We start from the raw sequence: 23904 nt of genomic DNA, 5'->3' as shown, positions 1-23904 counted from the left end.
TCCAAGCGTAATGCCTTCATTACCTAGCCTAAAATGAGGACAGCATGCTGGATCAAACTCAAGGCCCACGCCGTAAAATTGCGATTGTAGGAGGCGGCATCTCCGGACTGTCAGCAGCCTACTATCTGTCCGCCACACAGGATGTGACCCTATTTGAGGCCGCGCCGCGTCTGGGCGGACATGCACGCACTGTCCTGGCAGGCAGAAACGGTGACCAGCCGGTTGATACAGGCTTTATTGTCTTCAACTACGCCACATACCCCTATTTGACGCGGCTGTTCCGGGATCTCGACGTTCCTGTGATCAAAAGCGAGATGAGCTTTTGCGCCAGTATTGATGGTGGTGAAATCGAATATGGGCTGAACAGCCTTTCTGCGATCACAGCGCAAAAGCGCAATCTCGTCAGGCCACAGTTTTACAAGATGGTTGCCGATATCCTGCGTTTTGGTCGCGAGGCTGAGGCGGCAGCGACAGAGGATACAAAAACCATCGGTGAACTGGTGGATGAGCTGGGGCTAGGACAGTGGTTTCGCGATCTCTACCTCCTGCCCATGTGTGGGGCAATCTGGTCCACTCCGGTAACCGATGTCGACGCCTTCCCGGCAAAATCACTGGTTCGGTTTTTCCGCAATCACGCCCTTTTGGCTGGGGCTGGTCAACATCAGTGGTGGACCGTCAAAGGCGGCAGCATTGAATATGTGCGCCGTCTGGAGGCAGCCCTCCTGGCGCGCGGGTGTACCGTTCATACCGGGGCACCGATAGAACAGGTATCCCGAGACAGGCGTGGTGTTTCTCTGGTGGTGCAGGGGCAAGGGGAACAATGCTTTGATGAGGTGGTCTTTGCCTGCCATTCGGATCAGGCGCTTAAAATTCTTGGTCAGTCTGCAACTGCGGCTGAAACAGCGGCCTTAGGGGCTATACGCTACCAAACCAACTCCGCCGTTCTACATTGTGACGAAAAGCAAATGCCCAGGCGCCGCAACTGCTGGTCAAGCTGGGCCTATCGCAGCCAGGATGGGGGTGTGGGAGTGACCTATTGGATGAACCGTCTGCAAAGCATCCCTGAAAGCGATCCGCTGTTTGTGACGCTGAATCCAACCCAGCCAATACCCAACAGCAAGATCTACGATGAGGTCGCGTTCTCACATCCCGTTTTTGACCAGGCCGCGCTGCAGGCGCAACGTGAACTGCGCGCCATGCAGGGCCAGAACCACACCTGGTTCGCAGGTGCCTACAACCGCCATGGGTTTCACGAAGACGGCATCGCCAGTGCGATGCGGATTGTCCGTCTGATGAACTCCCCCGCCACTTTGACCGCAAAAGGACCCCAGCATGACAGTGACGAACAAAGCGATGAAAACGCAGTTCCTGGCAACCTGCGCGCAACTGCGTGAAGGGCGCCTGACCCTGCGCACGCCAGATGGCGCGCGCTATCAGTTCGGCGATCACGGCCCCGAAGCCGAAATGGAAATTCGCGATTGGGCTGCGGTCTCTGCGATGGCGGCCCACGGGCAGGTCGGGTTGGGTGAGGCCTATGTTCAGGGGCTGTGGGATACGCCCTCGATCGAGGGGCTGATGTCGCTGGCCATGGTAAATCGGGAATATCTGGCCAGTTATGATCAGGCCAGCCCGTTTAACCGCGTCAAGTTTCGCATCGTTGACCGCCTGTTGCGCGCCAACTCCAAACGTGGATCACGCAAGAACATCCGCGCCCATTATGACGTCGGAAACGAGTTCTATCAGCTCTGGCTGGATGAGGGCATGACCTATTCCTCGGGGCTTTTTGGCGACACGGGCGATGATCTTGCCCAGGCGCAAACGCGCAAAAACCAACGTGTCCTGTCCCGCCTCAACCAAGGTGAAAGTGTTCTGGAGATCGGTTGCGGCTGGGGTGGCTTTGCCGAACAGGCCAGCGCCGAGGGGCGCGATGTGACGGGTGTCACCATTTCGCGCAATCAACATAGCTATGCCGACTGCCGTCTTGATGGCCGCGCCGATATTCAGCTGCGCGACTACCGCGATGTGCAGGGAACCTTCGACAATATCGTTTCCATTGAGATGATCGAAGCCGTCGGCGAGAAATACTGGCCCAGCTACTTTGATACATTGAAACGCAATCTGTCAGCAGGCGGCCGTGTCATGTTGCAGGCCATCACGGTTCCCGACAGCTTCTTTGAGACCTACCGGACCTCCTCTGATTACATCCGGCAATATGTGTTCCCCGGAGGCATGTTGTTGTCGGATCAAATGATCGCAGCCCAGGCGCGGGCCGCTGGGTTGCAGGTGAAAAACTCGTTTGCCTTTGGTCAGGACTACGGCAAGACTTGCCGGATCTGGGCACAGCGTTTGGTGGCGCAGAAACGTAAGATCAAGGAACAGGGCTACGACGAAGGATTTTTCCGCAACTGGCAATACTATCTGGAGATCTGTGCAGCCTCCTTTGCAATCGGACATACAAACGTCGTCCAGGTCGAGCTCGCACATGCCTAACCTGTTGTTCAGCACCTGTCTCTGCCTCGCTCCATTTGTTACCGGGGCTGCGCTGGCCAGCAACTTGCCGAAAGGGGTAGAGCAACGCGGTGAAGCTGCCTTTAGTTTCCTGGGGTTTCAGATCTACAAGGCTCGGCTGTTCACTCAGGCTGGTCGACCGCTTGATTGGTCCCAAGATTTTGGACTTGAGCTGACCTATCAGCGCCGGTTGAGCCAATCTGATCTGGTCGAGGCCACCCTGCGCGAAATGGCCCGCATGGGAAATGCGCTGCCCATTCGGGATCAACTGGAGAAATGCTACCGATCTGTTGCACCCGGAGATATCTATCTGGCAGTCAGTGACGGGCCAGATCGGCTCGCCTTTTGGCGCAATGGAGTGGCGGTCTGCACCCTGTATCAAGACAATATCAAAACCCATTTTATGGAGATTTTTCTGGGCAATGACAGCCGGTCTGCGCGGTTCACGCGGGCACTCTTGGGCCAATGATGCTGTATCCAAGGGTCAGCCTTTACGCCCTGATGCTGGCCAGTGCCGGGATCCCATTGTATATTCACTTGCCTCAATTTGCAGCAACTGATCTGGGTTTGAGCCTCGGTTCACTCGGCGTTGTTTTACTGGCGATCAGGGCCTTTGATCTGGTGCAAGACCCCCTGATTGGTTGGGCGGTTGATCGCTGGCCACAATACCAGTCCAGCTTTGGTTGGGCTGCCGCCCTTGGTCTGGCTCTGGGATTTCCGATACTGTTTGGGTTGCAGCAGGGGGCCAATGTGTTGGTCAAAATGACCCTGATCCTGATGTTGTTGTTCTCGGCCTATAGTCTGGGAATGATCCTGCTTTATGGGCGCAGTGCAACACTGAGTGTCTCAACGAAGCCGCGCGATTTGATGACCCTCGCGACATTTCGAGAAAGCGGCATGTTGATCGGGGTGATTTTGGCCGCAATTGCTCCGGCTCTTCTGGTTGGGCTCGGCGCCAGTGGGCAAGGTTATGCCGCATTTGGTCTCTTTCTGGGGGGCTTGGCATTAGCCACGGCCCTACTGACCCGGAAGATTTGGCAGCGTCAGGCGTTAGTGGGGCAAACCTTGAGCCTTGCCAACCTATGGCAATCAGGTGCGTCAAACTTGATCATCCTGGCTGTTCTGAACAGCTTGCCAGTGGCGCTGACCTCCACTCTGTTCTTGTTCTTTGTTCAGGACTACCTGGCGATGCCCAACCTGGCAGGCCCGCTCCTGGTGCTGTTTTTTCTGTCGGCAGGGGTAAGCGTGCCCCTGTGGAACCTGCTGAGCCAAAGGATCGGTGCAAAGCCTACGCTCTTGATCGCAATGCCATTGGCAATTGCTAGCTTTGTCGGGGCAGTATTTCTGGAGCCGGGGCATGCAGTAGGGTTTACCTTTATCTGCATGGCTTCAGGCGCTGCGCTTGGCGCGGATATGTTGCTGTTGCCAGCTCTGTTCAGCCTCACATTGGTCAAAGCGGGCCTCAGCGCAGGCGCGGCCTTTGGCATATGGTCCTTTGCCGGGAAGCTCGCTCTGGCCCTAGCCGCTGCAATCGCTCTCCCCCTGCTAGAGGTCCAAGGTTTCACACCCGGAGCAGATAACACACCAGCAGCTCTTGCGGCGTTGGTCACGGCCTATGCCATCCTTCCCTGTTGTCTAAAAACTGTCGCCCTCTGCTATGCGCTGAGGCTGCCCAACGAAAGCCCTCCATCATGAAACTTCTTGCTGCCTGTCTTGCCATTTTGCTGCTTGCCATGATTGCCAAAACTTATCTGTTTAGCTTCCGGTTCCAATCCCCGCGCGACTATGCGGAAACCGGACCGCAGTTTGACCTCAAAACCCATCTGTCCGGGGAGATCCTGTCCGAAGGTCTGATCTTTGGGCCCAGCGGAAAAATGACCAATAGTTTCACCGCCAAGATGGTTGGCACCTGGGAGCGCAACACAGGGACTTTGACCGAGGAATTCACCTATTCAAATGGAAAAACTCAAAACCGAAAATGGTATCTGACACTCGGCCCCAACAATAACTTTACGGCCACTGCAGATGACTTGGTAGGGGAAGCTCAGGGCGTTGTATCCGGTTCAACTGTGCGCTTGAGCTATGAGATCATTCTACCTGAAGAGTCAGGTGGCCATATCTTACAGGCGACAGATTGGATGTATCTGACCGCAGATGGAGCGATCATGAACAAATCAGAAATGCGCAAATTCGGCCTGAAGGTTGCCGAGCTTATCGCAACAATGCGACCCATTTGAAAGCTCCGTAATATTTCGAACTAAGAGCAACCAACCCGTCTGGCCAAGGGACCTAGTTGTTTCAGCCGACACGTACGGGCCTAAAATTTGGAGATTTGAACTTTTCTGCTGTTACCCAGGCTCTAAACGCGAAAGCGAATATCTGGAGCGGTGAAGGGCAGCTATGCTCCTATTCTCTCTTGGTCAATGCGAGTGCCGCGAATGTCTTCAAGCTGTCCTTCGTAAGTTGCCTTCCTAGAGTGCGGGACAAGGAAACGAATGTCCAGAAAGGGCTGACAGCAGTCATCTACGGTTCTTGAAGGTTCGCATGACAATCGTGGCGCATGGGCAACGGCGGCTATGCGCAGGAAGCGGACTTTGCAAAGTCAAAGATCAAAAGTACTGCAAAAGCAGGCAAACAACCTAATTCGATGTCTCAGGTCGTTTTGGATGAGGTCAACTTTGCGAACCCGAATGAAGGCAGTGATCCTCAAAGGTTCAGCCCAATCTTGTGGGTTTGACCGCTAAGCACATTTGGCGCGAGAAGTTGACTTTGGTCTCGCAGCTCCGGTCGCTTCAGTTGGAGCGTCCTTTCGCAGTAAGGTTAAATGCCTCTGTGGTTGCTCATATTTCAATTTTCTGCCCGTTCAGGAGTTTCATCTGCCTCAGCGGGTCAGGAACTTAAAACAGCTCCTGAATTTGACGTAGCTCTTGGCTCAGACTTTCTGCGAAGCTTGTCGCCAAAGTTGAAGGAGGGCGGTGTGATGGTTGCAAAATCGAAACTTTCAGAACCACGCCTGGGTTGAACTTTCGGAACACGATGGGGTGCGGTTCCGGGCGCGCCTTCATGTAGCCAGCGGCCGTAATCGGATCGCAGATGCAATAGCACAGGCCATTCTCAACCAAAGTCATAGCCGGGTGAAAGTTTCGCAGTTCAAATCTCTGAACAAAACTTGATCTTTGAACTGCAAAGGCCCTCTGGGTATCAATGAGGTTCGGATGCCCTTCTTGTAGCGCGGCCATGGGACGGCCATTCAAATCTGCAGCGGTGATTTCATCCTGTTGGGCCAGTGGATCCTCCGCAGGGACCGCACAGACGCAGGCCAGCTGGAAATCCTTTGTATCGAGAGCCGCTGAATCTGTCGGCGTTTCTGACAGCCCGATGTCGTATTGTTGCGACGAGATCCACTCCTCAATGACCGATGAGGCCCGCATCATCAGCGACACCTTGACGTCTTGTTTGTCCTTCAAGAACTCCGCCACCAGTTGCGGCATCATTACCTGTGACGCGGCCGGCATGCAGGCGATTTTGAGGCGTCCCTGAGACAGCTCTCCGATTTCGCGCATGGTGCGGGTCGAGAGCGCCAGTCGGTCAAGGATGGCCTCAGCTTCCGACACAAAATAGCGGGCTTCGGGCGTTGGCACCATTTTTCTGCGTTGGCGCCGGAACAGGGACAGGCCCAGTTCGGCCTCCAGATTGGCAATCAGGGCACTGGCCGCAGGCTGAGTCCGGCCCAAGATTCGGGCGGCTTCTGAGACAGATCCCGTGCGCATGACCTCTCGAAAGGCCTGAAGTTGGCGAAAGCTCAGGTTCATGGTGAATTGATTTTCCTAGGTTTCTCCACTATCCATAGAGTAACTTTATTTATCTATCAACTTAATCGTTTTGACTTAATGCCCCCTCATCGCAACCCTTAACCAACCAGCGCAGGACAGTCTTGCGCCATGTCGGAGGGGTTCATGACACGCTTTGCCAGCATCCTGCTAACGGTCCTGATCTGCGTTGTCGCGTTGGGCCAGTTTATTCAGGTGATCACCAGATATCTCTTGGAAATCCCGGTAATGGGGCTGGAAGAAAGCCTGCTGTTTCCGACCCTCTGGCTTTATGTGCTGGGGGCCGTCAATGCCTCCCGCGAGAACACCCACATCCGCGCCAATGTGCTGGAGATCTTTCTCACGACTGAGCGTCAGCATCAGATCCTGGCCGCCATTGGCGAGGTCATCAGCCTGATCATCAGCATGTGGCTCACCTATTGGGCCTGGGATTTCGCCAAATATTCGCTGCGTGTCTGGCGCGAAAGCCCCACGCTCTATCTGCCCACCTTCTGGGTCGACTGCTCTTTGGTCATTGGCCTGGTCCTGATGATGCTTTTCACCGCCGGACACCTGCTGACCCATCTGCGCAGCATTTTTGCAAAGGACCGTTTTGATGGTTGAAATCGCTCTGCTCGCGGTACTGGTACTGGTTGTTCTGCTGACCCTTGGCGTTCCCCTGCCCTATTGTTTCGGCGCCGGCCTGATGGTGATGTATTACCTCGGTGATGTGGTGATGAAAGGCAACGTGCTTTGGGGGTTCCAGCAACTGGGCAACCCGGTGCTGCTGGCCATCCCGCTCTTTGTCCTTGCAGGCACCATCATGAGTGTCTCCGGCATCGCGGCCTCCTTGCTGAATTTCGTGAATATCTTCATCGGCCATTTGCGGGGCGGATTGGGTGTCGTGGCAACAGTATCCTGCGCCCTGATTGGGGCGATCTCTGGCTCGGGCCTGACCGGTGTTGCGGCCATCGGCCCCTTGTTGATCCCCGAGATGGAAAAACAGGGCTATCCACGGGAATATGCAACGGCACTCATTGCCAATGCTTCTCTTCTGGGTCTGCTCATCCCGCCTTCAGTGACCATGATCGTTTATGGTTGGGTGACGGACACCTCGATCCTGGCTTGTTTCCTGGCAACCCTCGGCCCCGGCCTGCTGATCATGCTCAGCTTTTCGTTGGTGAACATCCGCATGGCGCGCAAGTTCCCACTGAAACTGAATGAGCCGCCCAAAGGCGCAGCCTTTGTTGCCGAAGCCAGCAGCCGTGGTTTCAAAGCCACCCCGGCCCTGCTGATGCCAGTGATCATTCTGGGCGGCATCTATGGCGGCATCATGACCCCCACCGAAGCCGCCGCCGTGGCTGTGATCTACGCCATTCCCGTTGGTTTCCTGATCTATCGCGGGTTGGACATCCGGACCTTCCTGGGCGCAGGCCGCGAAGCCGCAACATCGGTGGGCGCGATCATGTTGATGATCCTGTTCTCGATGATCCTGAGCCAGATGTTTGTTCTGGAAAGCGTGCCACAGGCGCTGGTCGAGGCAATCTTTTCAATCACCGACAACAAGATGATCCTGCTGATCCTGATCAACATCCTGCTGTTCCTTGTCGGGATGGTCGTCAACGATGTGACCGCTATTATCCTTATCGCACCGTTGTTGTTGCCACTGATGCAGGCCATTGGGGTCAGCCCCGTCCAGTTTGCCGCCATCATGGGCGTCAATACAGCCATGGGCGGCGTCACCCCACCCTATGCCTCGATCCTGTATCTCGGCGCCCGCATCGGCAAAGTGCCGGTCACCAAAGTGATCCGCCCTGCCATGACTCTGATCCTGCTGGGTTATCTCCCCGTCGTCTTCCTGACCAGTTTCTGGCCGAACCTGTCGCTCGGACTGCCCCGCTTCTTTGGATACTAAACCCCGCCCACATCATCACAAATCTTGGAGGAGACCTACCTATGATGACTTTCCTGAAATCGACCTGCCTTGCAGCTGCTGTTCTGGCAACGGCTGGCGTGGCCACTGCTGATACACTCAAACTCAGCCATATCCGCCCGCAGGGCGCGACCATCGACAATGAGCTGCGCGCCTTTGCCGAGACAGTCTCCGAAGCAACAGATGGGTCCCTTGACCTGAACCTGTTCCCGGCCTCTGCTCTGGGCGACTACACCTCGGTACAAGAGCGTATCTCGGTTGGGGCCATTGACATGGCGGTCCAGCCCGCAGCTACCGCAGTTGACCGCCGCATGCAGATCAGCGCCTTTCCCTATGTTGCAGCCAACTGGTCCGAGGCTAAAGCGATCTACGGCCCCGGTGGCGCCATCCACGCTGCGATGAAAGATCTCTATGCCAAGCAGGACATCACCATGCTGGCAGCCTATCCCGTCTATTTTGGTGGCGTAGCGCTGCATACTGATCCTGTATCCCCAGGGGATCCGCTGGCCGCCAAAGGCATCAAGGTACGGGTTCCCGGCATCAAAAGCTTCCAGCTGACCGCAGATGCGCTTGGCTATATCAGCTCGCCCATCCCCTTTTCCGAAGCCTTCACCGCCGTACAGACCGGCGTGGTTGACGGTGTCGTGGGTTCCGGCGCCGAGGGCTACTATGCTTCGTTCCGCGATGTGACCAGCGCCTATGTTCCCGTGAACACGCATTTTGAAGTCTGGTACATGATCATCAACTCCGGTTCTCTGGCGGAGCTGAGTGATAGTGACCGTACCGCGCTGGAGGCCGCCGCGCTCGATTTTGAAGCCACCCGCTGGACCACCGCCGAAGCGGACCAGGGTGCATTTGAACAGAAGCTTGCCGATCATGGCGCCAAGATCGTTTCCCTTACCGAAGAAGAGCTGGCCGAAACTGCCGCCCATGTGCGTGCGCAGGTCTGGCCACAGGTTCTGGAAGATGTGGGCCAGGAATGGGGTCAGTCGATCCTCGACAAAATCGCGCAGTAACCTCTCCCAACTGCGCAACACCAGACAGGGCGGCCACGTGTTGATCGCCCTGTCTGTCCCACCCGTCTCCTGTCCAGACCTCCAGCGACCTTTCAAGGACATTCCACATGTTTTCATCGCTCCGCTCAACACCTGCGAAAACGGTGACTGTGACCGTAAACAGCCAATCCGTCGCAGCACCTGAGGGGCAGACTGTTTGGGCAACCATGGCCTTGGCCGGACAGCTAACAACCCGCAAGGCGGCCCTGTCAGGTGAAGACCGTAGTGCATTTTGCGCCATGGGCGTTTGCTTTGAATGCCTCGTCCAGATTGACGGAACCCCCAACCAACAAGCCTGTTTGCGGCGGGTGCGCGACGGCATGCATATTCAAACTCAAGACATCACCGAAACATCCAAGGCCCCAATACAAGGCATCCCGGAATGACCTATGACTGTGTTATCGTTGGCGCGGGTCCGGCCGGGATGAGTGCTGCCATTGAACTCGCCAACGCAGGCGCCCGGGTCCTCGTGCTGGACCGAGCACCGCGCGCGGGTGGTCAGATCTTTCGATCTGCTGCAAATAGTCCCTTGTCGGATAGCGGTGCTCTTGGCACGGACTACACTGCCGGCTCCAAACTGATTGAGCGTTTTGAGGCCAGCAACGCAGAGCATTTGAGCGAAGCTGATGTCTGGCATGTGGGGGAGGACGGCACTGTTCTTTACACCCAGGATGGTATTCCCCGTACTGTTCAAACACGCGAAATCCTGCTTTGCCCTGGCGCAATGGAACGCCCCATGCCAATCCCCGGCTGGACCCTGCCCGGTGTGATGACTGCAGGGGCGGCCCAGGTCATGCTGAAATCTGATGCAATGGTTGCCGAAAGGGCCATTTTTGCGGGATCCGGCCCCCTGCTCTACTTGATTGTAGCGCAATATCTGCGTCTTGGCGTCAAGGTCGCGGCCTTGGTCGACACCACCCCGCGTCGCAACTACCTGACATCCCTGCCAAAGGTGCCCGGCGCATTGCGCTCTTGGCCGATGATGTTCAAGGGATTGGGAATGATGCGTGAAATCGCCTCATCCGGCATTCCCGTTTTCAAAGGCGCCAGCAATCTGCGTGTTCTGGGTCAAGACATGGCCACCGGCCTGGAGTTCGGCTGCAGGGAGCAACAGCGGGTCATGAGTAATCACGTCTTCCTTCATCACGGTGTGATCCCGCACAGCAACATCTCTCGATCCTTGGGGCTCAGCCATATCTGGAATGCGGCTCAGCACTGCTGGCAGGTTCAAACCGATGCCTGGGGGCAAAGCTCGGTCCCGCATGTATCAGTGGCTGGGGATGGCGCGGGCATCATTGGCGCTGATGCGGCGCAATCCGCTGGACGTCTGACAGCCTTGAATATCCTCAAAAGACTGGGCCGCCTCACACCTGCAGAGCGGGACCGCAAAGCCAGCGAGGATCACGCTGTCCTTGCAAAAATGGCCCCTTTTCGCGCCTTTATCGATCAGCTTTACGGCCCCAGCAAATGCCTTTGCCTCCCCCAACAAGCGGACACCATTGTCTGTCGCTGTGAAGAGCGGCGCCTTCAGGATTTGAAGGAAGGCTTTGAACAAGGCGCGCGTGACCCAAACGCGCTAAAATCCCTGACCCGTTGTGGCATGGGGCCTTGTCAGGGACGCCAATGTGGCCCGATCGTCAGCAGTCTTTTGGCTGACTGGCGCCAGGAACCGGAAGCTCAGGTCGGATACTACCGCCTGCGCAGCCCGCAGCGGTTGCTGAGCCTCGAAGAGCTCAGCCGCTTTCAGTCCCGCCCACGGGGGGGCGCAGAATGAACGCAGACGTGCTGATTATCGGCGGAGGCATACAAGGCTGTTCTACCGCCTATCATCTCGCCAGAAGTGGTGCGTCGGTGATTGTACTGGAAAAGGATTACATCGCCCGACATGCATCCGGTGTGAATGCAGGCGGCGTCCGCCTTCTGGGGCGGGATCTGGCCGAAATGCCCCTCTCCAAGGCCTCGATGGAGATGTGGCAGTTGCTTGATGACATCCTGGAAGAAGACACCGGATTTCGCCAAAAATCTGTGATCAACATTGCGGTGGACGAGGTCGATATAGCAACATTGAAGGCCCGCGACAAAAAAATGCAGGCCTTGGGGCACAGCCATGAGCGGATGATTGATCAGGCGGAACTGCGGGAAATCCTGCCACATGTGCATGCGTCCTGCGTCGGCGGAGCTGTATCCGATATGGATGGCTACGCCCTGCCCTATCAAGCGACAAATGCTTTTCGTCGCGCAGCGAGGCGGTTCGGCGCGCGTTTCATCGAAGGTCAGGCTCTGAACCACCTCCGCCAGATAGGTCCGGTCTGGATTGCCCGGACCCAGGACAAAACCTATGAAGCATCAACTGTCGTCAACTGTGCAGGTGCCTGGGCAGATCAGGTTGCCATGCAGATTGGTGACAATGTCCCGCTTAGCCATGCTGCACCAATGCTGATGATCACCGCACGTCTGCCACATTTTACCGGACCAGTGGTCGGCGCGGTCAGTCGACAGCTGAGTTTCAAACAGTTCGAAAACGGCACGGTTTTGATCGGTGGTGGAGCCAAGGGGTTTGCCGACCGGGCTAACAACACGACACGACTGGACTATGCAAAACTGGCGCGTGCCGCCAAGACTGCCATCGAGTTTTTCCCAATCATGCGTAGCGCCTCCATCAACCGCATGTGGGCCGGGCTTGAGGCCTATATGCCGGACAATTTGCCAGTCATCAGCCCCGCTGCTAATGCAGATAACGCCTTTCACGCCTTTGGTTTTTCGGCGCATGGGTTTCAGATGGGCCCAATTGTCGGAAAAGTAATGGCGGACCTCGTGTTGACGGGTAAATCAGACTTTGATCTCAGTGCATTTCGCATTGACCGCTATGACCGCAAAACTCTCTGAAAGAACGGAAAAAACATGACAATCACCCGTATCGAAACCGGCGAACGAATGAGCAAGATCGTCAAACACAATGGCGTTGCCTACCTTTGCGGACAGGTTGGTGCCGGTGAAACAGTTGCAGACCAGACCCGTGACTGCATCTCACGCATTGAGGCACTTTTGGGCAAGGCAAGCTCCTCGAACGATCGGATCCTGCAGGCGATTATCTGGCTCTCTGATATGAGCGATTTCGCTGAAATGAACGCTGTTTGGGACGCCTGGGTTCCTGAGGGATCCGCCCCAGCGCGCGCCTGTGGAGAAGCTAAACTGGCACGCAAAGAACTCAGAGTAGAGATCATTGTGACAGCTGCCTGCGACACCTGATCTGATCACCACGGTCGGGCAGCCCGCGCCTTGTCGTGGGCAGCTCGCACCGACCATCTACGCCAGAATAACTCACTCTTCAGTACAGGAAAGCGACCATTCACGCGTTTGTGGTGAAAAGTAGGAGCCGTCTTTGTTGTTAAGGCAATCGAAACCAAATAATGGCTTCGACAATGACCGCTTTGGGCTGAGAGCCGACCTTCCGGCGCTTCTAGGGTTGATCACTGATCAGGCAGCCAACCTCGGCTCGGGGTAGACGGCAGCTATGCGCAGATAACGGTCTTTGCTAAGTTCGCCTTTCGGCCTGGGAACACAGCTTGCGGACGCTGCGGTGCCGCGTGAGAAGCGGTCATTGTTTAGGCTTACAGCTTGATTTTCCGGGCGAAGAGCAACACTGCGGACGAAGCTGCCGTTTGCTGAAGTCAAGAAAGTATCCGCTAAACACTAACAGTTCCATTCAACCAGGCTGTCGCTACGTCGGCAATTTCGTGGCCGAGAAGTTGATAGCGTTCCTCTATGGGATAATACGCCCATACGCCGGGTGGGTCAACCCTCAACCTGAATTCGATCCCGTCACAGCCAGCATACCCAACAGTCAATTCAGTGCGATTTTCAACTTTGAATTCATCCACTGGAAGAAAGTATGGGTATCCGTATTCGTCTCGAACGCCTTCAGGAAACACTGCGATTTAGTCACCAAAATTGGGCGACCAGCCAGCTGGCCGGGATTCTACGGTCTTCACCAAGTTCAACTCCTCATTCGTTGCGGACATTCGATGCGTTTCAGAATGAATGCAAGATGGGCTCCAAGCCGCCATGCAGCAGCGCAGCGCCATGATCCAGCACCTGGGCGTCGGTCGACGAAATCGCGGGTGACTGCTGAACGCTCAAAAAAGACACAAGGGAAACTAAAGATATTGAGACATTGAGACATTGAGACATTGAGACATTGAGACATTGAGACATTGAGACATTGAAAGACAGGAATGCCTTAGAACCTGCAACTCCGTTTTCCCTTCGAATCCTTGGATGCTTTTTCAGTAGCAGTACGGTTTTGAACACAAAGAAGTCGTTCACAACTTAGAAAATAGACGCCCGCGCAATAAGGTCTTCTTGCAAGGTGCTGCCTTCCCTGCAGGGAGGGTGGAGAATTGGGAAGTCGGTGAAAATCCGACACTGCCCCCGCAACGGTAAGGAAGATCAGGTTCGGCAATCGCCACTGGGAGGAGGATCCCGGGAAGGTGCCGTGACCGGGTGCAAACCTCTTCCAAGTCCGGAAACCAGCCTTGCAGATATGTCAAACCGCGGGTGGCGGTGGGGGCTCGGTTTTCGGACGTGATCCTCGCGCCTCCGGACTGTTCTCCCATGCCATCTGCCCAAGCAAGGCCGCGGGGCGCGGCAGGAGAGCCAGAAGTGAATAACATCCAAAGCCTATTGGCCCGTCGAAACCCAAAACATGCATTAGAACAGGCGTTTTATACCGACCCTGAGGTCTTTCAGGCTGATCTGGAAACCATTCACTATCGCGAGTGGCTGTTTGCGATTGCGGCCTGTGAATTGCAGAAATCTGGCGACTACGTCACCCATACCGTAGGGGCTTACCGCGTGATCATAGTGCGCGGTGCAGACAACCAGATCCGTGCCTTCCACAACACCTGCCGCCATCGGGGCTCTATCATTTGCAAGGCCGCAAAAGGGAATGCACCCAAACTGGTATGTCCCTATCACCAGTGGACCTACGAGCTGGACGGCTCTCTGCTTTGGGCGCGCGATATGGGACCGGATTTCGACCCCAAACAACACGGGTTGAAGACTGTGCATTCCCGCGAACTCGCGGGGTTAGTCTATATCTGCCTAGCTGACGAAGCCCCGGATTTTGAGAGCTTTGCAGAGATTGCCCGCCCCTATCTCGAACCTCATGACCTGGGAAATGCCAAAGTCGCCTTCGAAAGCTCCATTGTCGAAAGCGGCAATTGGAAACTGGTCTGGGAGAACAATCGCGAATGCTATCATTGTGGCGGCAATCACCCGGCGCTTTGCCGGACTTTCCCCGATGATCCGGCGGTCACCGGCATTGAGGGGGGCGAAACACCTGCGCATTTGCAGGCGCATTTTGACCGGTGCGAGGCCGCAGGTCTGCCGTCGCGCTTCCATTTGGATGACCACGGTCAGCACAGGCTGGCGCGGATGCCCCTGAAGGATGGCGCCGAAAGCTATACCATGGATGGGAAAGTCGCGGTACGACGCTGGCTAGGACGTGCGCCTTTTGCCGATGCTGGGTCTTTGTTGAAATTCCACTATCCCACAACCTGGAACCATTTCCTTGCGGACCACTCTTTGGTGTTTCGCGTCACGCCAATCAGCCCAACAGAAACCGAGGTAACCACAAAGTGGCTTGTCCACAAAGATGCGGTGGAAGGTGTAGATTATGATCTGCAGCGTCTGACCGAAGTTTGGGTCGCCACAAATGATGAAGACCGGCAGGTCGTCGAAGACAACCAACAAGGCATCAACAGCCCGGCCTATGTGCCCGGTCCCTATTCAGGAACCCAGGAGTCGGGAGTTCTGCAATTTGTGGAGTGGTATTGCGCCACACTGTCTGAACGCCTGGCCCCTGAAGCCCTGGCGGCGGAGTGAACGATATGACAGATCTTGTTGCCGCTCTACCTGTTTGGAAAGACAGTGAAACACTAGAATGTGTTTCGGTGGTGCCTGAGGCGCCAGATACCGCAAGCTTCAGCTTTCGTGCGCCTTCCGGTGCGCTGTTTTCCTATGAGCCGGGGCAGTTTTTGACACTCGAAATCCCAGTGCCAAACCAGCCCGGTGGTGTTGTGCATCGCACCTATACGATCTCTTCTTCCCCGTCTCGCCCGCGCTCGATCACCATTACTGCAAAGGCCCAGGCAGACAGCATTGGCACGCGCTGGATGCTGGACAACTTGCAACCAGGCATGCGCATCAAGGCGATAGGGCCTGCGGGCGTGTTCAGCAACTCCAGCAGCAAGGCCAGTCGCTATCTGTTTATCTCGGCAGGGTCAGGCATCACCCCTATGATGTCGATGACCACTTGCATGTGGGATGAGGGGCAGGAATTGGATGTTGTCTTCATCAATTGTGCCAAACGTCCCTCCGAAATCATCTTCCGCCAACGCTTGGAACAAATGGCCAGCCGCACCCCGGGGCTTGATCTAAAATTTGTGGTGGAAGACCCCGACCCGTATCGTCCCTGGACGGGTTACCAAGGGCAATTCAACCAGTTGATGCTGGGCTTGATGGCACCGGACTATCTGGATCGTGAGGTCTATTGCTGCGGGCCTGAACCCTTCATGACGGCCGTGCGCGAAGCCCTGGCCGGTCTTGGGTTTGATATGGACAACTATCACCAAGAGAGCTTTGGCGCTCCGGTTGAATCTGAAGCAGATCAGCCCGATCTGGATGACGTCGTGCTGGACAGTGATACCAGCGCAGAGATCCACTTTGCCACTTCCGGCGTTACCGCAAAAGTTGCAGAAACGGATACTGTCTTGGCAGCAGCGCGCAATGCTGGACTTAACATCCCATCGGGCTGCACCTTTGGGCTTTGTGGAACCTGCAAGGTCAAGAAATCCTCTGGCGAAGTGCATATGGTGCATAACGGCGGCATTTCAGAGGATGACATTGCAGCGGGTTACATTCTTGCCTGTTGCTCCAACCCAATCGGAAAGGTTGAGGTTGAGTTCTAGAAGATCGAAGGGGCGCCGATCGGCGCCCCTTTGCTCTAGAAATCCCAATCTTCGTCTTCGGTCGCCACAGCCTTTCCGATCACATAGGACGATCCAGAACCAGAGAAGAAGTCATGGTTTTCGCTGTCGGGACTGAGGGCGGCGAGAATGGCCGGGTTCATCTCGGAGACTTCAGGCGGGAAGAGGGCTTCAAAACCCAAATTTTGTAACGCCTTTTTGGCGTTGTAGTGGAGGAAGGCTTTGACGTCTTCGGTCAGGTCGATCTCGTCATACAGCTCTTCTGTGTACTGGTTTTCGATATCATAGAGCTCGAACATCAGACCAAAAGCATAGTCCTTCAGCTCCTGCTGGCGCGCCGCTTCCAGTTGCTCATAGCCCCGCTGAAACTTGTAGCCGATATAATAGCCATGCACCGCTTCATCGCGGATGATCAGGCGGATAAGATCGGCGGTATTGGTCAATTTTGCCCTGCTGGACCAATACATCGGCAGGTAGAACCCCGAATAGAACAGGAAGCTTTCGAGGAACACCGAGGCAATCTTACGCTTCAGCGGGTCATTTCCCGGTGCATAGGTGTTGAGGATCGCCTTGGCCTTGGCTTGCAGATGCGGGTTTTCCTCTGACCAACGGAAGGCTTCATCGATCTCTTTGGTAGAACACAGCGTGGAGAAGATTGAAGAATAGCTGCGCGCATGCACCGCCTCCATAAAGGTGATATTGGTGAGCACCGCTTCTTCGTGCGGGGTGACCGCATCCGGCATGAGCGCTGGCGCACCAACCGTGTTCTGGATGGTGTCCAGCAGGGTCAGGCCAGTGAAGACGCGAATGGTCAGCTGTTTTTCATGCTCTGTCAGCGTGGCCCAGCTCTGGATATCGTTCGACAGTGGCACCTTTTCGGGCAACCAGAAGTTCACTGTCAGGCGGTTCCAGACTTCAAGATCCTTGTCGTCCTCCAGACGGTTCCAATTGATGGCACGTGGGATGCGGGTTTGGGTCATGTCTTTCATGTCTCAGGATCCATCTTACAGGCTGCAGGATACGCAGCCTTGCACTTCGGTCCCCTCCAGGGCCTCCTGGCGCAGACGCACGTAATAGATTGTTTTGATACCTTTCTTCCAGGCGTAGATCTGCGCGCGGTTGATGTCGCGCGTGGTCGCCTCGGCCGGAAAGAACAGCGTCAGGGAAAGCCCCTGATCGACATGTTCCGTCGCGGCCGCATAGGTGTCGATCAGCGCCTCAGGGCCGATCTCATAGGCGTCCCGATAGAATTCCAGGTTTTCGTTATCCATGAAGGCGGCTGGATAATAGACCCGGCCGATTTTTCCTTCCTTGCGGATTTCGATCTTTGACACGAGCGGGTGGATCGAGGAGGTCGAGTTATTGTGTCCGTCGTCAGATTTTTTGGGTCCAAAGGCGGCCTAAACTAAGCGAGAGTTTGGCTCATCTGGTTGATTTGACTATGCTGTGAGCCTCCCCCAAAAAATTGGTCCGCGCCTATGATTAGGAAAGCGGAGGACCATAGATGGCGACGAAGAGACCGAAGCCCGAAGAGATTGTCGTGAAGTTGCGGCAGGTTGAAGTTCTGATGGGGCAAGGCATGCCCCGTATTGACGCAATCAGACAGATCAGCGTGACTGAACAAACCTACTACCGTTGGAAGAAGAAGTATGGCGGAATGGGCACGGAACAACTCAAGGAACTGAAGCGGCTACAGAAAGAGAACGAGCGTCTGCGTCGGGCGGTTTCTGTTCTGACATTAGATAAGTTGATCCTGAAGGAAGCCGCATCGGAAAACTTCTGAGCCCCTCGCGTAGGCGGGCCTGCATCGACCATGTACGTAGTCAGTTCAAGGTTTCTGAACGACGGGTTTGTCGCGTTCTGGGCCAGCACCGATCTACACAACGCCGATTACCACGTGGACGCGCTGACGAAGAACGCTTGGTTGAGGATATGATCGAGCTGACGCGCCAGTTTGGTCGATATGGCTACCGTCGAGTCGCTGCCCTGTTGAGAGACGCAGGCTGGCAAGTGAACGACAAACGCGTCGAACGGCTTTGGCGACGTGAGGGGCTTAAAGTGCCCATGAAACAACCTAAGAAAGGACGGCTCTGGCTCAATGATGGATCGTGTGTCCGTTTACGTCCTGAGTATCGCAATCACGTCTGGTCGTATGACTTCGTACACCACAGAACAGACGACGGCAGAGCCTTTAGGACGCTCAACATCTTGGATGAACACAGCCGGGAATGCCTGGCTATCCGGGGGAAGCGGAAGTTGAATTCGGCTGAAGTAATCGACGCTCTGACGGATCTATTCATCCTGCGAGGCGTGCCTGCCTAAATCAGGTTGGACAATGGCCCTGAGTTCATTGCTGAGGCCGTCAGAGACTGGATCAAGGCGGTTGGGGCAAGGACTGCCCACATCGAACCCGGGTCACCCTGGGAGAACGGATATTGTGAGAGCTTCAACGGGCGGGTGCGCGACGAGTTGCTGAACGGCGAAATCTTCTACTCGCTACGTGAAGCCCAAATCATCATTGAAAGATGGAGGAACCATTACAACACCAAACGACCACATAGTGCTCTGGGCTACCGCCCACCTGCGCCAGAGGTCATCGTTCCGATGGACCAAAGGCCAATCATGCACTAACTTTCAATGTGGACCACTCAAGTGGGGCGGCTCACGCCAAGTCGCTCTAAAAGACATTTTGCTTCTTCAGGGGAAATCAAGGCCCACTTTATTTCTGTTGAACAGGAAGGGTGGTATCTGGCTATCTTGCCTACGTTTTTCAAGTTTGAGGTGCGCACAATACTACCTCGCAGCGGTGCGGCGCCTCTACTTTAAACCTGCGCGTGGGTAGACACGGTTTCGGGTAGCTGCTGTCAGCCCAAATGCGACATTCAAATCTATGGTTGTGTTCGCCGAATAAAAAGGAGGCAGGAAACCGTCAATTTCCCCGAAAAGAGCCATTCAAAGGTACGCCCACACCGATGCAGACATGGCCCAAACTAGGCGGAGCCGCGATGCTCAGAGACCAACCGGTGCATCCCCCGCCTACCTTGGTAGCACCAGTGTTAGCGATACAGGGGCGGCCTTGCTCGCCATAGTGTCGCAATTGAACCTGAATCTAAAGTGCACCTACCGCACGATTTTGCGCATGCTTCAAATGCGCTCAGGGAGGGGCTAGCATAAATGAAACAGCCATTTACAGATCTTGAAATTAAAAAGGCCGGATCAGGTTTTTACGAGGGGCACAGCGTCGAAATCGCTTTGCTGAGTAAGGGGATCATCGTCGCGCTGGTGATTTGGGCTTTGATCTGGCCTGCAAATGCCAATGGCGTTCTTGGCAGCCTCAACTGGCGAATTCTTGAAGATTTCAACACATTCTACATCATCGTAGTTGGCTTCTTTGCGTTCTTTTTGCTGGTCGTCGCAGCCCTGCCGCAAACAGGAAAGCGGGTCATGGGCCGAAATGGAGAAGCACCGGAGTTCTCAAACTTCTCATGGTTTTCAATGATGTTTGGAGCGGGCCTGGGTGTTGGCCTAATGGTTTTTGCCACTGCCGAACCTCTAGGCCTTTGGGGATCAAACCCGCTGGTTGTTTCTGGCGCCGTTGAAGGCAACACCGCCGAAGCTCTGCAGTCTGGCTATCGCTACACCTTCTTGCACTACGGGTTTCATGCCTGGGCAATCTATGTCGTAACGGGACTGTCATTGGCCTACTACGCTTATACACGGGATATGCCACTGACAATTCGCTCAGCACTAACACCTTTGTTTGGCAAATGGGTGAACGGTATTCTTGGGCATGTAGTCGATGTCTTGGGGGTTGTCGCGACCATTCTTGGGGTTTCTGTGACGATCGGGTTTGGTGTCAGCCAGTTCATTGACGGTGTCTACGCAATTACGGGCATGGAATGGATGATGGATATGTCCGGTGACGCGCCCGCGCCGGGAACAGTTGGTCTGATTTCAGGTCTTATTGTAATCATGGGATTGTCAATCATATCGGCTGTGTCGGGTGTCGGACGCGGCGTAAAGTATCTGTCAAACCTGAACCTGGTTCTTTCAGTCATCCTATTGTTGACCTTCGTGGTGTTCGGTTCGTTCCTATTTGCGATGACCACCTATGCCAGCGCCTTTGTTGACTATATCTTGAACTTTGCCTCACTCAGCTTCGGCGCCTACGGTCCGCAATCAGCTGACGCCTTTGCTGCAGCCTTGCCTGAGGCAGCAAAACCTTTGGCTGGCGACCTTAAAGCCGGTGCCACTAATGCCTGGGGTTCCTATGATGGTTTTGTTGGCGGACTGACAGGCGCCGCAGCTGAGCTTCCAGCGGAAACTCTGGCTGCGGTGTATGAAGCTGGGAATGAAGGGCGTCAGTTTGGCTGGCAGGCTGGTTGGACAACCTTCTATTGGGCCTGGTGGATTGCCTTTTCACCCTTTGTCGGTCTGTTTCTTGCCCGGATCTCCAGAGGTCGCACCGTACGTGAATTCATCATTGGCTGCGTCTTTGCACCTGCGATGGTTTGCTTTGCCTGGATGACCATTCTGGGCGGCACAGCCATTGATCTAGAACTCAGCGGAGCGGCCGAAGGTGTAATTATCGGCGCATCCAACACATCCAAGCTTTTTGTCACTCTTGGGGAAATGATCTCTGGCGGCTTCCTATCCGGGATCACAATCATGAGCGTAGTCTTAATCATGACTTTCCTGGTCACATCTGCGGACTCGGGCATTCTGGTGATGAATACCATCATGTCCGGTGGCGAGCAGGACACTGGCATCAAACATCGTATCGTTTGGGGGGTGCTGCTGACGTTTGTAATCGGCGCACTTCTTATCGCTGGCAAGACCAATGGTGGAGCCGATCCAATGGAGGCTTTGAAAAGTGCCATGATCATTGGGGCGCTACCCTTTACCGTAGTGATGGGCCTAATGTGTCTGGCTCTGATCAAAGCGCTTTTCCGTGACGGGAAACGGGAGGCTCTGCCATCTTCGACTGACTAGGATAATCAGCACTGTTGGTTTGAGAGAGGCGTCGTGTACGGCGCCTCTCTTCAATAATCGCTTCTGTCGCGGCATCGCAGCGGTAACAGGCGGTTTTCCTAGGTTGAAAGGCGAACTTTGCAAAGGTCGCTCTCTGCGCTTCGCTGCCGTGGGTGCAGTCGCAGCATCCGATCGGGCAGCCTGAACCGCTAAAAGTCTGCTTTCGGGAAGCTGACCTTCAAATCTCGCAGATGCAGCATTGAGGGCGAAGCACGCCATGTTAGGGGCCCCTTAGGGCTGCCTGCCGCCGCTGGCAAACGTGCCATCGACCGTCCAGGCTAGCGATCACGTTGCCGCTCTGCCGCAGGGCAGCTCTGGGCCCAATTTGACCAATGCTGCGTGATGAACCAATGTCCGGTTTGACGCTTAGCGCGCAAAGTTGGGATAAAAGATGGTCGAAAAACTCTCCATAAAGGAAGCTACTCTTCTTCAGGCGGTTGCGCTCTGGTTACGTGAAGAAATGCTGTCGCACCTCGTTGATGTGTCACCCGCGCCGGACCTTTTGCACGACTTGGCTCAAAGCAACTATGAGATTAGCTGCAACGCCTTAGAACGAGTGGGTTTGCTTGCTTCTGAAGACAAATATTGGCAGGTATTGGAATCGCACGACGGCCAACCCACCTTGGGAGATTCACATAAGCGTAGCGATCTTGATCACCTTCTTGACGGGCTGGCTTGCCACTCTCACTACGTCAACGAACTGTATCAACACCACGAGGCTGTGACCCCATTTAGATATGCCTTAAACGAGGTTTGTGTTGCTATGGCCGTATGCGGATACATGGAAGCGACGTCTAAGAAGACGTTTGAATGGGCCGACGACTTCGGCCCTTGGTTGGTGCGCCATGGGGCATGGGACTTAGATGAATTTGAGCCCGCGTCGCAGGAAGACGTGAACAGTGCACTTGCAACCATCCCTGACAAAGCGAGGGAAAGGTTGTCTGGGTCTCTAGGCCGCCACAAACCAGACTTTGTACGATACTTTTTTGCCCAATGGATCGATGGCAAGTGGGAAGAACGAGAATGGCGATACGCGCCAAACGATGACTGGGACCTCAATCTAGCCGCCGGAATTTACGCTCAACTGCACGGCCAATGACTGCGGACGTTGGCGAAATTGCAGCGAACTGACGCTTTGTCCGCAGTTCTGCCGCTTAGCCGTCAAAAATGCTGCACCGTGTGTCGAATGGCTGGTTTGGTGAAGCCGCAATGCAGCAGTTGATCCACCAGCAAAAGGCAGCTCTGGGCCGCTCGCCTCACTTTGCAAAGGTCGCAATCTGCGCATTGCAGACCTCTGAAGCTAAGCAATCAACGGTCGCCGCTCAGATGATCACTAGAGGTCTGTTCCCAGCCCTAAGCAGTCATCCACAAGGAGTTCCACGCCAACAATGCCGCAGCTGCGAGGTTTGAGGGTCAGTTTCCCGAAAGCGGTCATAGAACCACCCTCGCGTTGGATCGCCTATGCCGCAGCAACACCTGCAGCAGCTATGCGCAGATACCGACCCTTGCAAAGCCCGCCTTTCGGCCAGGGAACACAGCCTTCCATCGCTGCGATGCCGCTTGAGAAGCGGTCATTGATGAGGTTGCAGCGAAAATTGGGGGCTGGAGGGCGGCAGTGCGGACTTTACTGTCGTTTTGCTTTGGGGATGAGTATATCAGCTTTGCCTTCGCTACAGGCAAGCCGTTTTCAGAAGCCGGGTAAAGGAGCTTCACAGAGAACTAGAATCGTTCTAAAGTACTTCTAGAACAATTCTAAGTATGAGCGAGTCTCGCAACCCTCTTTGCGTTAGAACTCCTGTACAATTCGAGGCTCGTCATGGACCCAGTCATCCTTGTTTTTCTTGCAGCGCTTGTCACGGCCTTGGCAACCGGTCTTGGCCCTTTACCGTTTGCTGTTTGGCGCGGAATGTCGCCCAAAGCTGTCTCCATTTGCAACGGCATCGCTGCAGGGTTGATGATCGCCGCCAGTTTCAGCCTGCTCAAGGAAGGTGTCGAGCTTAGCCCCATTCGCACGATTTTGGGTTTGCTTGGTGGTTTTGTGTTTATCGCATTCAGCCACAGCTTCATTGCACGCCACGATGATTTTCACATAGGGGCTATCCAGGGCGCCGATGCACTCAAAATGGTCATGATTGTCGGGATCATGACTTTGCATTCTGCGGCTGAGGGCGTGGGCGTGGGAGTCGCTTTTGCAGGAGAAGGCAATTTAGGAGAGTTCATTACTGCAGCTATCGCGGTACACAATATCCCCGAGGGCCTAGCGATCGCTCTTGTATTGATCCCTAGGGGGGCCAAGATCTGGCAGGCGATCGGATGGAGCGTTTTTTCGAGCTTGCCTCAACCAATCCTGGCTGTACCCGCCTTTATGTTTGTGACTTTCTTTACCCCATTCCTACCTTTTGGGCTGGGCCTGGCTGCTGGCGCTATGATCTGGATGACACTATCCGAATTGATCCCGGAGGCTCTGGAGAACGCAACCAGCCCAATGATCGCCAACGCCGTGACCATGTCGATAGCCGGCATGTTAATGTTCGAGCTTCTCTTACGAGCAATCTGACCAAGAAATCCGTGCTTTGACT

Annotated in this window: 19 protein-coding genes, 2 pseudogenes and 1 riboswitch; of the genes and pseudogenes, 18 read left to right on the top strand and 3 right to left on the bottom strand. The window is 55.1% G+C overall.

Going from position 1 to position 23904, the window contains the following annotated elements; translation table 11 throughout:
- The first annotated feature begins 44 nt into the window (after positions 1-44).
- Genes ED661_RS02305 through ED661_RS02285 form a run of 5 tightly spaced genes read left to right on the top strand, consistent with a single transcriptional unit; the run spans position 45 to position 4745 of the window.
- A complete protein-coding gene (locus ED661_RS02305; protein ID WP_122072346.1) occupies positions 45-1394 on the top strand; it encodes an NAD(P)/FAD-dependent oxidoreductase in 1350 nt (449 codons plus the stop codon).
- Positions 1333-2490 (top strand): cyclopropane-fatty-acyl-phospholipid synthase family protein, encoded by a 1158-nt coding sequence (locus ED661_RS02300; RefSeq protein ID WP_122072345.1) that lies wholly within the window; start codon positions 1333-1335, stop codon positions 2488-2490. Before ED661_RS02305 ends, ED661_RS02300 begins: the two co-directional genes overlap by 62 nt.
- Positions 2483-2977 (top strand): hypothetical protein, encoded by a 495-nt coding sequence (locus ED661_RS02295; protein ID WP_122072344.1) that lies wholly within the window; start codon positions 2483-2485, stop codon positions 2975-2977. The genes ED661_RS02300 and ED661_RS02295 overlap by 8 nt, the downstream gene beginning before the upstream one ends.
- Positions 2974-4203, top strand: a complete 1230-nt coding sequence (locus ED661_RS02290; protein WP_174214157.1) for an MFS transporter — start codon at positions 2974-2976, stop codon at positions 4201-4203. The genes ED661_RS02295 and ED661_RS02290 overlap by 4 nt, the downstream gene beginning before the upstream one ends.
- Positions 4200-4745, top strand: coding sequence for a DUF3833 domain-containing protein (locus tag ED661_RS02285; RefSeq protein ID WP_122072343.1), 546 nt, complete (start codon positions 4200-4202; stop codon positions 4743-4745). Before ED661_RS02290 ends, ED661_RS02285 begins: the two co-directional genes overlap by 4 nt.
- A gap of 660 nt (positions 4746-5405) precedes the next feature.
- Here the strand turns inward: ED661_RS02285 and ED661_RS02280 are convergent.
- A complete protein-coding gene (locus ED661_RS02280) occupies positions 5406-6320 on the bottom strand; it encodes a LysR substrate-binding domain-containing protein (RefSeq protein WP_122072342.1) in 915 nt (304 codons plus the stop codon).
- A 144-nt stretch (positions 6321-6464) separates the two neighbouring features.
- Here ED661_RS02280 and ED661_RS02275 point away from each other — a divergent pair, with 144 nt between their 5' ends.
- The 9 genes from ED661_RS02275 (at position 6465) to ED661_RS02235 (ending at position 16276) form a co-directional block, all read left to right on the top strand.
- Entirely contained in the window at positions 6465-6941 is a 477-nt protein-coding gene (locus ED661_RS02275) for a TRAP transporter small permease (RefSeq protein ID WP_122072455.1), read from the top strand.
- Positions 6934-8232 (top strand): TRAP transporter large permease, encoded by a 1299-nt coding sequence (locus ED661_RS02270; RefSeq protein WP_122072341.1) that lies wholly within the window; start codon positions 6934-6936, stop codon positions 8230-8232. Before ED661_RS02275 ends, ED661_RS02270 begins: the two co-directional genes overlap by 8 nt.
- Positions 8233-8273: 41 nt before the next feature.
- Positions 8274-9266, top strand: coding sequence for a TRAP transporter substrate-binding protein DctP (dctP, locus tag ED661_RS02265; protein WP_122072340.1), 993 nt, complete (start codon positions 8274-8276; stop codon positions 9264-9266).
- A gap of 107 nt (positions 9267-9373) precedes the next feature.
- The gene (locus tag ED661_RS02260) at positions 9374-9691 is read left to right on the top strand and encodes a (2Fe-2S)-binding protein (protein WP_122072339.1); all 318 of its coding nucleotides are present in this window, start codon (positions 9374-9376) and stop codon (positions 9689-9691) included.
- Positions 9688-11079 (top strand): FAD/NAD(P)-binding oxidoreductase, encoded by a 1392-nt coding sequence (locus ED661_RS02255; protein ID WP_122072338.1) that lies wholly within the window; start codon positions 9688-9690, stop codon positions 11077-11079. The genes ED661_RS02260 and ED661_RS02255 overlap by 4 nt, the downstream gene beginning before the upstream one ends.
- Positions 11076-12191: an FAD-binding oxidoreductase gene (locus tag ED661_RS02250; protein WP_122072337.1), complete on the top strand. Its 1116-nt coding sequence runs from the start codon at positions 11076-11078 to the stop codon at positions 12189-12191. Before ED661_RS02255 ends, ED661_RS02250 begins: the two co-directional genes overlap by 4 nt.
- 15 nt (positions 12192-12206) lie before the next feature.
- On the top strand, positions 12207-12554 hold the full coding sequence (locus ED661_RS02245; protein ID WP_122072336.1) for a RidA family protein: 348 nt from the start codon (positions 12207-12209) through the stop codon (positions 12552-12554).
- A 1101-nt stretch (positions 12555-13655) separates the two neighbouring features.
- Positions 13656-13858: riboswitch (cobalamin riboswitch) on the top strand.
- Positions 13859-13919: 61 nt separating this feature from the next.
- Positions 13920-15191, top strand: coding sequence for an aromatic ring-hydroxylating dioxygenase subunit alpha (locus ED661_RS02240; RefSeq protein ID WP_122072335.1), 1272 nt, complete (start codon positions 13920-13922; stop codon positions 15189-15191).
- A 5-nt stretch (positions 15192-15196) separates the two neighbouring features.
- A complete protein-coding gene (locus tag ED661_RS02235; protein ID WP_122072334.1) occupies positions 15197-16276 on the top strand; it encodes a hybrid-cluster NAD(P)-dependent oxidoreductase in 1080 nt (359 codons plus the stop codon).
- A gap of 35 nt (positions 16277-16311) precedes the next feature.
- On the opposite strand, the gene nrdF is transcribed toward ED661_RS02235, so the two are convergent.
- Together nrdF and ED661_RS02225 are read right to left on the bottom strand one after the other, a co-directional pair.
- Positions 16312-17283, bottom strand: a complete 972-nt coding sequence (nrdF, locus tag ED661_RS02230; RefSeq protein ID WP_122072333.1) for a class 1b ribonucleoside-diphosphate reductase subunit beta — start codon at positions 17281-17283, stop codon at positions 16312-16314.
- A 15-nt stretch (positions 17284-17298) separates the two neighbouring features.
- Positions 17299-17658, bottom strand: a pseudogene (locus tag ED661_RS02225) (ribonucleotide-diphosphate reductase subunit alpha); the annotation flags it as partial.
- A 140-nt stretch (positions 17659-17798) separates the two neighbouring features.
- Here ED661_RS02225 and ED661_RS02220 point away from each other — a divergent pair.
- From ED661_RS02220 to ED661_RS02205, 4 genes and pseudogenes are all read left to right on the top strand, one after another.
- Positions 17799-18925 (top strand): annotated as a pseudogene (locus ED661_RS02220) (IS3 family transposase).
- A gap of 543 nt (positions 18926-19468) precedes the next feature.
- A complete protein-coding gene (locus ED661_RS02215; RefSeq protein ID WP_122072332.1) occupies positions 19469-21286 on the top strand; it encodes a BCCT family transporter in 1818 nt (605 codons plus the stop codon).
- Positions 21287-21716: 430 nt separating this feature from the next.
- On the top strand, positions 21717-22424 hold the full coding sequence (locus ED661_RS02210) for a hypothetical protein (RefSeq protein WP_122072331.1): 708 nt from the start codon (positions 21717-21719) through the stop codon (positions 22422-22424).
- Positions 22425-23141: 717 nt separating this feature from the next.
- Entirely contained in the window at positions 23142-23882 is a 741-nt protein-coding gene (locus ED661_RS02205; RefSeq protein WP_122072330.1) for a ZIP family metal transporter, read from the top strand.
- Positions 23883-23904: the final 22 nt, after the last annotated feature.

Source organism: Pseudophaeobacter sp. EL27 (assembly GCF_900313025.1).
Lineage (GTDB): Bacteria > Pseudomonadota > Alphaproteobacteria > Rhodobacterales > Rhodobacteraceae > Pseudophaeobacter.
The sequence above is the reverse complement of the archived record's forward strand: the minus strand, read 5'-3'. Positions and strand labels throughout refer to the sequence as shown.

Excerpts from the sequence above, each read along its gene's own strand:
- ED661_RS02305 (WP_122072346.1), top strand. The coding sequence starts at position 45 with ATGCTGGATCAAACTCAAGGCCCACGCCGTAAAATTGCGATTGTAGGA.
- ED661_RS02300 (WP_122072345.1), top strand. The coding sequence starts at position 1,333 with ATGACAGTGACGAACAAAGCGATGAAAACGCAGTTCCTGGCAACCTGC.
- ED661_RS02295 (WP_122072344.1), top strand. The coding sequence starts at position 2,483 with ATGCCTAACCTGTTGTTCAGCACCTGTCTCTGCCTCGCTCCATTTGTT.
- ED661_RS02290 (WP_174214157.1), top strand. The coding sequence starts at position 2,974 with ATGATGCTGTATCCAAGGGTCAGCCTTTACGCCCTGATGCTGGCCAGT.
- ED661_RS02285 (WP_122072343.1), top strand. The coding sequence starts at position 4,200 with ATGAAACTTCTTGCTGCCTGTCTTGCCATTTTGCTGCTTGCCATGATT.
- ED661_RS02280 (WP_122072342.1), bottom strand. The coding sequence starts at position 6,320 with ATGAACCTGAGCTTTCGCCAACTTCAGGCCTTTCGAGAGGTCATGCGC.
- ED661_RS02275 (WP_122072455.1), top strand. The coding sequence starts at position 6,465 with ATGACACGCTTTGCCAGCATCCTGCTAACGGTCCTGATCTGCGTTGTC.
- ED661_RS02270 (WP_122072341.1), top strand. The coding sequence starts at position 6,934 with ATGGTTGAAATCGCTCTGCTCGCGGTACTGGTACTGGTTGTTCTGCTG.
- dctP (WP_122072340.1), top strand. The coding sequence starts at position 8,274 with ATGATGACTTTCCTGAAATCGACCTGCCTTGCAGCTGCTGTTCTGGCA.
- ED661_RS02260 (WP_122072339.1), top strand. The coding sequence starts at position 9,374 with ATGTTTTCATCGCTCCGCTCAACACCTGCGAAAACGGTGACTGTGACC.
- ED661_RS02255 (WP_122072338.1), top strand. The coding sequence starts at position 9,688 with ATGACCTATGACTGTGTTATCGTTGGCGCGGGTCCGGCCGGGATGAGT.
- ED661_RS02250 (WP_122072337.1), top strand. The coding sequence starts at position 11,076 with ATGAACGCAGACGTGCTGATTATCGGCGGAGGCATACAAGGCTGTTCT.
- ED661_RS02245 (WP_122072336.1), top strand. The coding sequence starts at position 12,207 with ATGACAATCACCCGTATCGAAACCGGCGAACGAATGAGCAAGATCGTC.
- ED661_RS02240 (WP_122072335.1), top strand. The coding sequence starts at position 13,920 with ATGCCATCTGCCCAAGCAAGGCCGCGGGGCGCGGCAGGAGAGCCAGAA.
- ED661_RS02235 (WP_122072334.1), top strand. The coding sequence starts at position 15,197 with ATGACAGATCTTGTTGCCGCTCTACCTGTTTGGAAAGACAGTGAAACA.
- nrdF (WP_122072333.1), bottom strand. The coding sequence starts at position 17,283 with ATGAAAGACATGACCCAAACCCGCATCCCACGTGCCATCAATTGGAAC.
- ED661_RS02215 (WP_122072332.1), top strand. The coding sequence starts at position 19,469 with ATGAAACAGCCATTTACAGATCTTGAAATTAAAAAGGCCGGATCAGGT.
- ED661_RS02210 (WP_122072331.1), top strand. The coding sequence starts at position 21,717 with ATGGTCGAAAAACTCTCCATAAAGGAAGCTACTCTTCTTCAGGCGGTT.
- ED661_RS02205 (WP_122072330.1), top strand. The coding sequence starts at position 23,142 with ATGGACCCAGTCATCCTTGTTTTTCTTGCAGCGCTTGTCACGGCCTTG.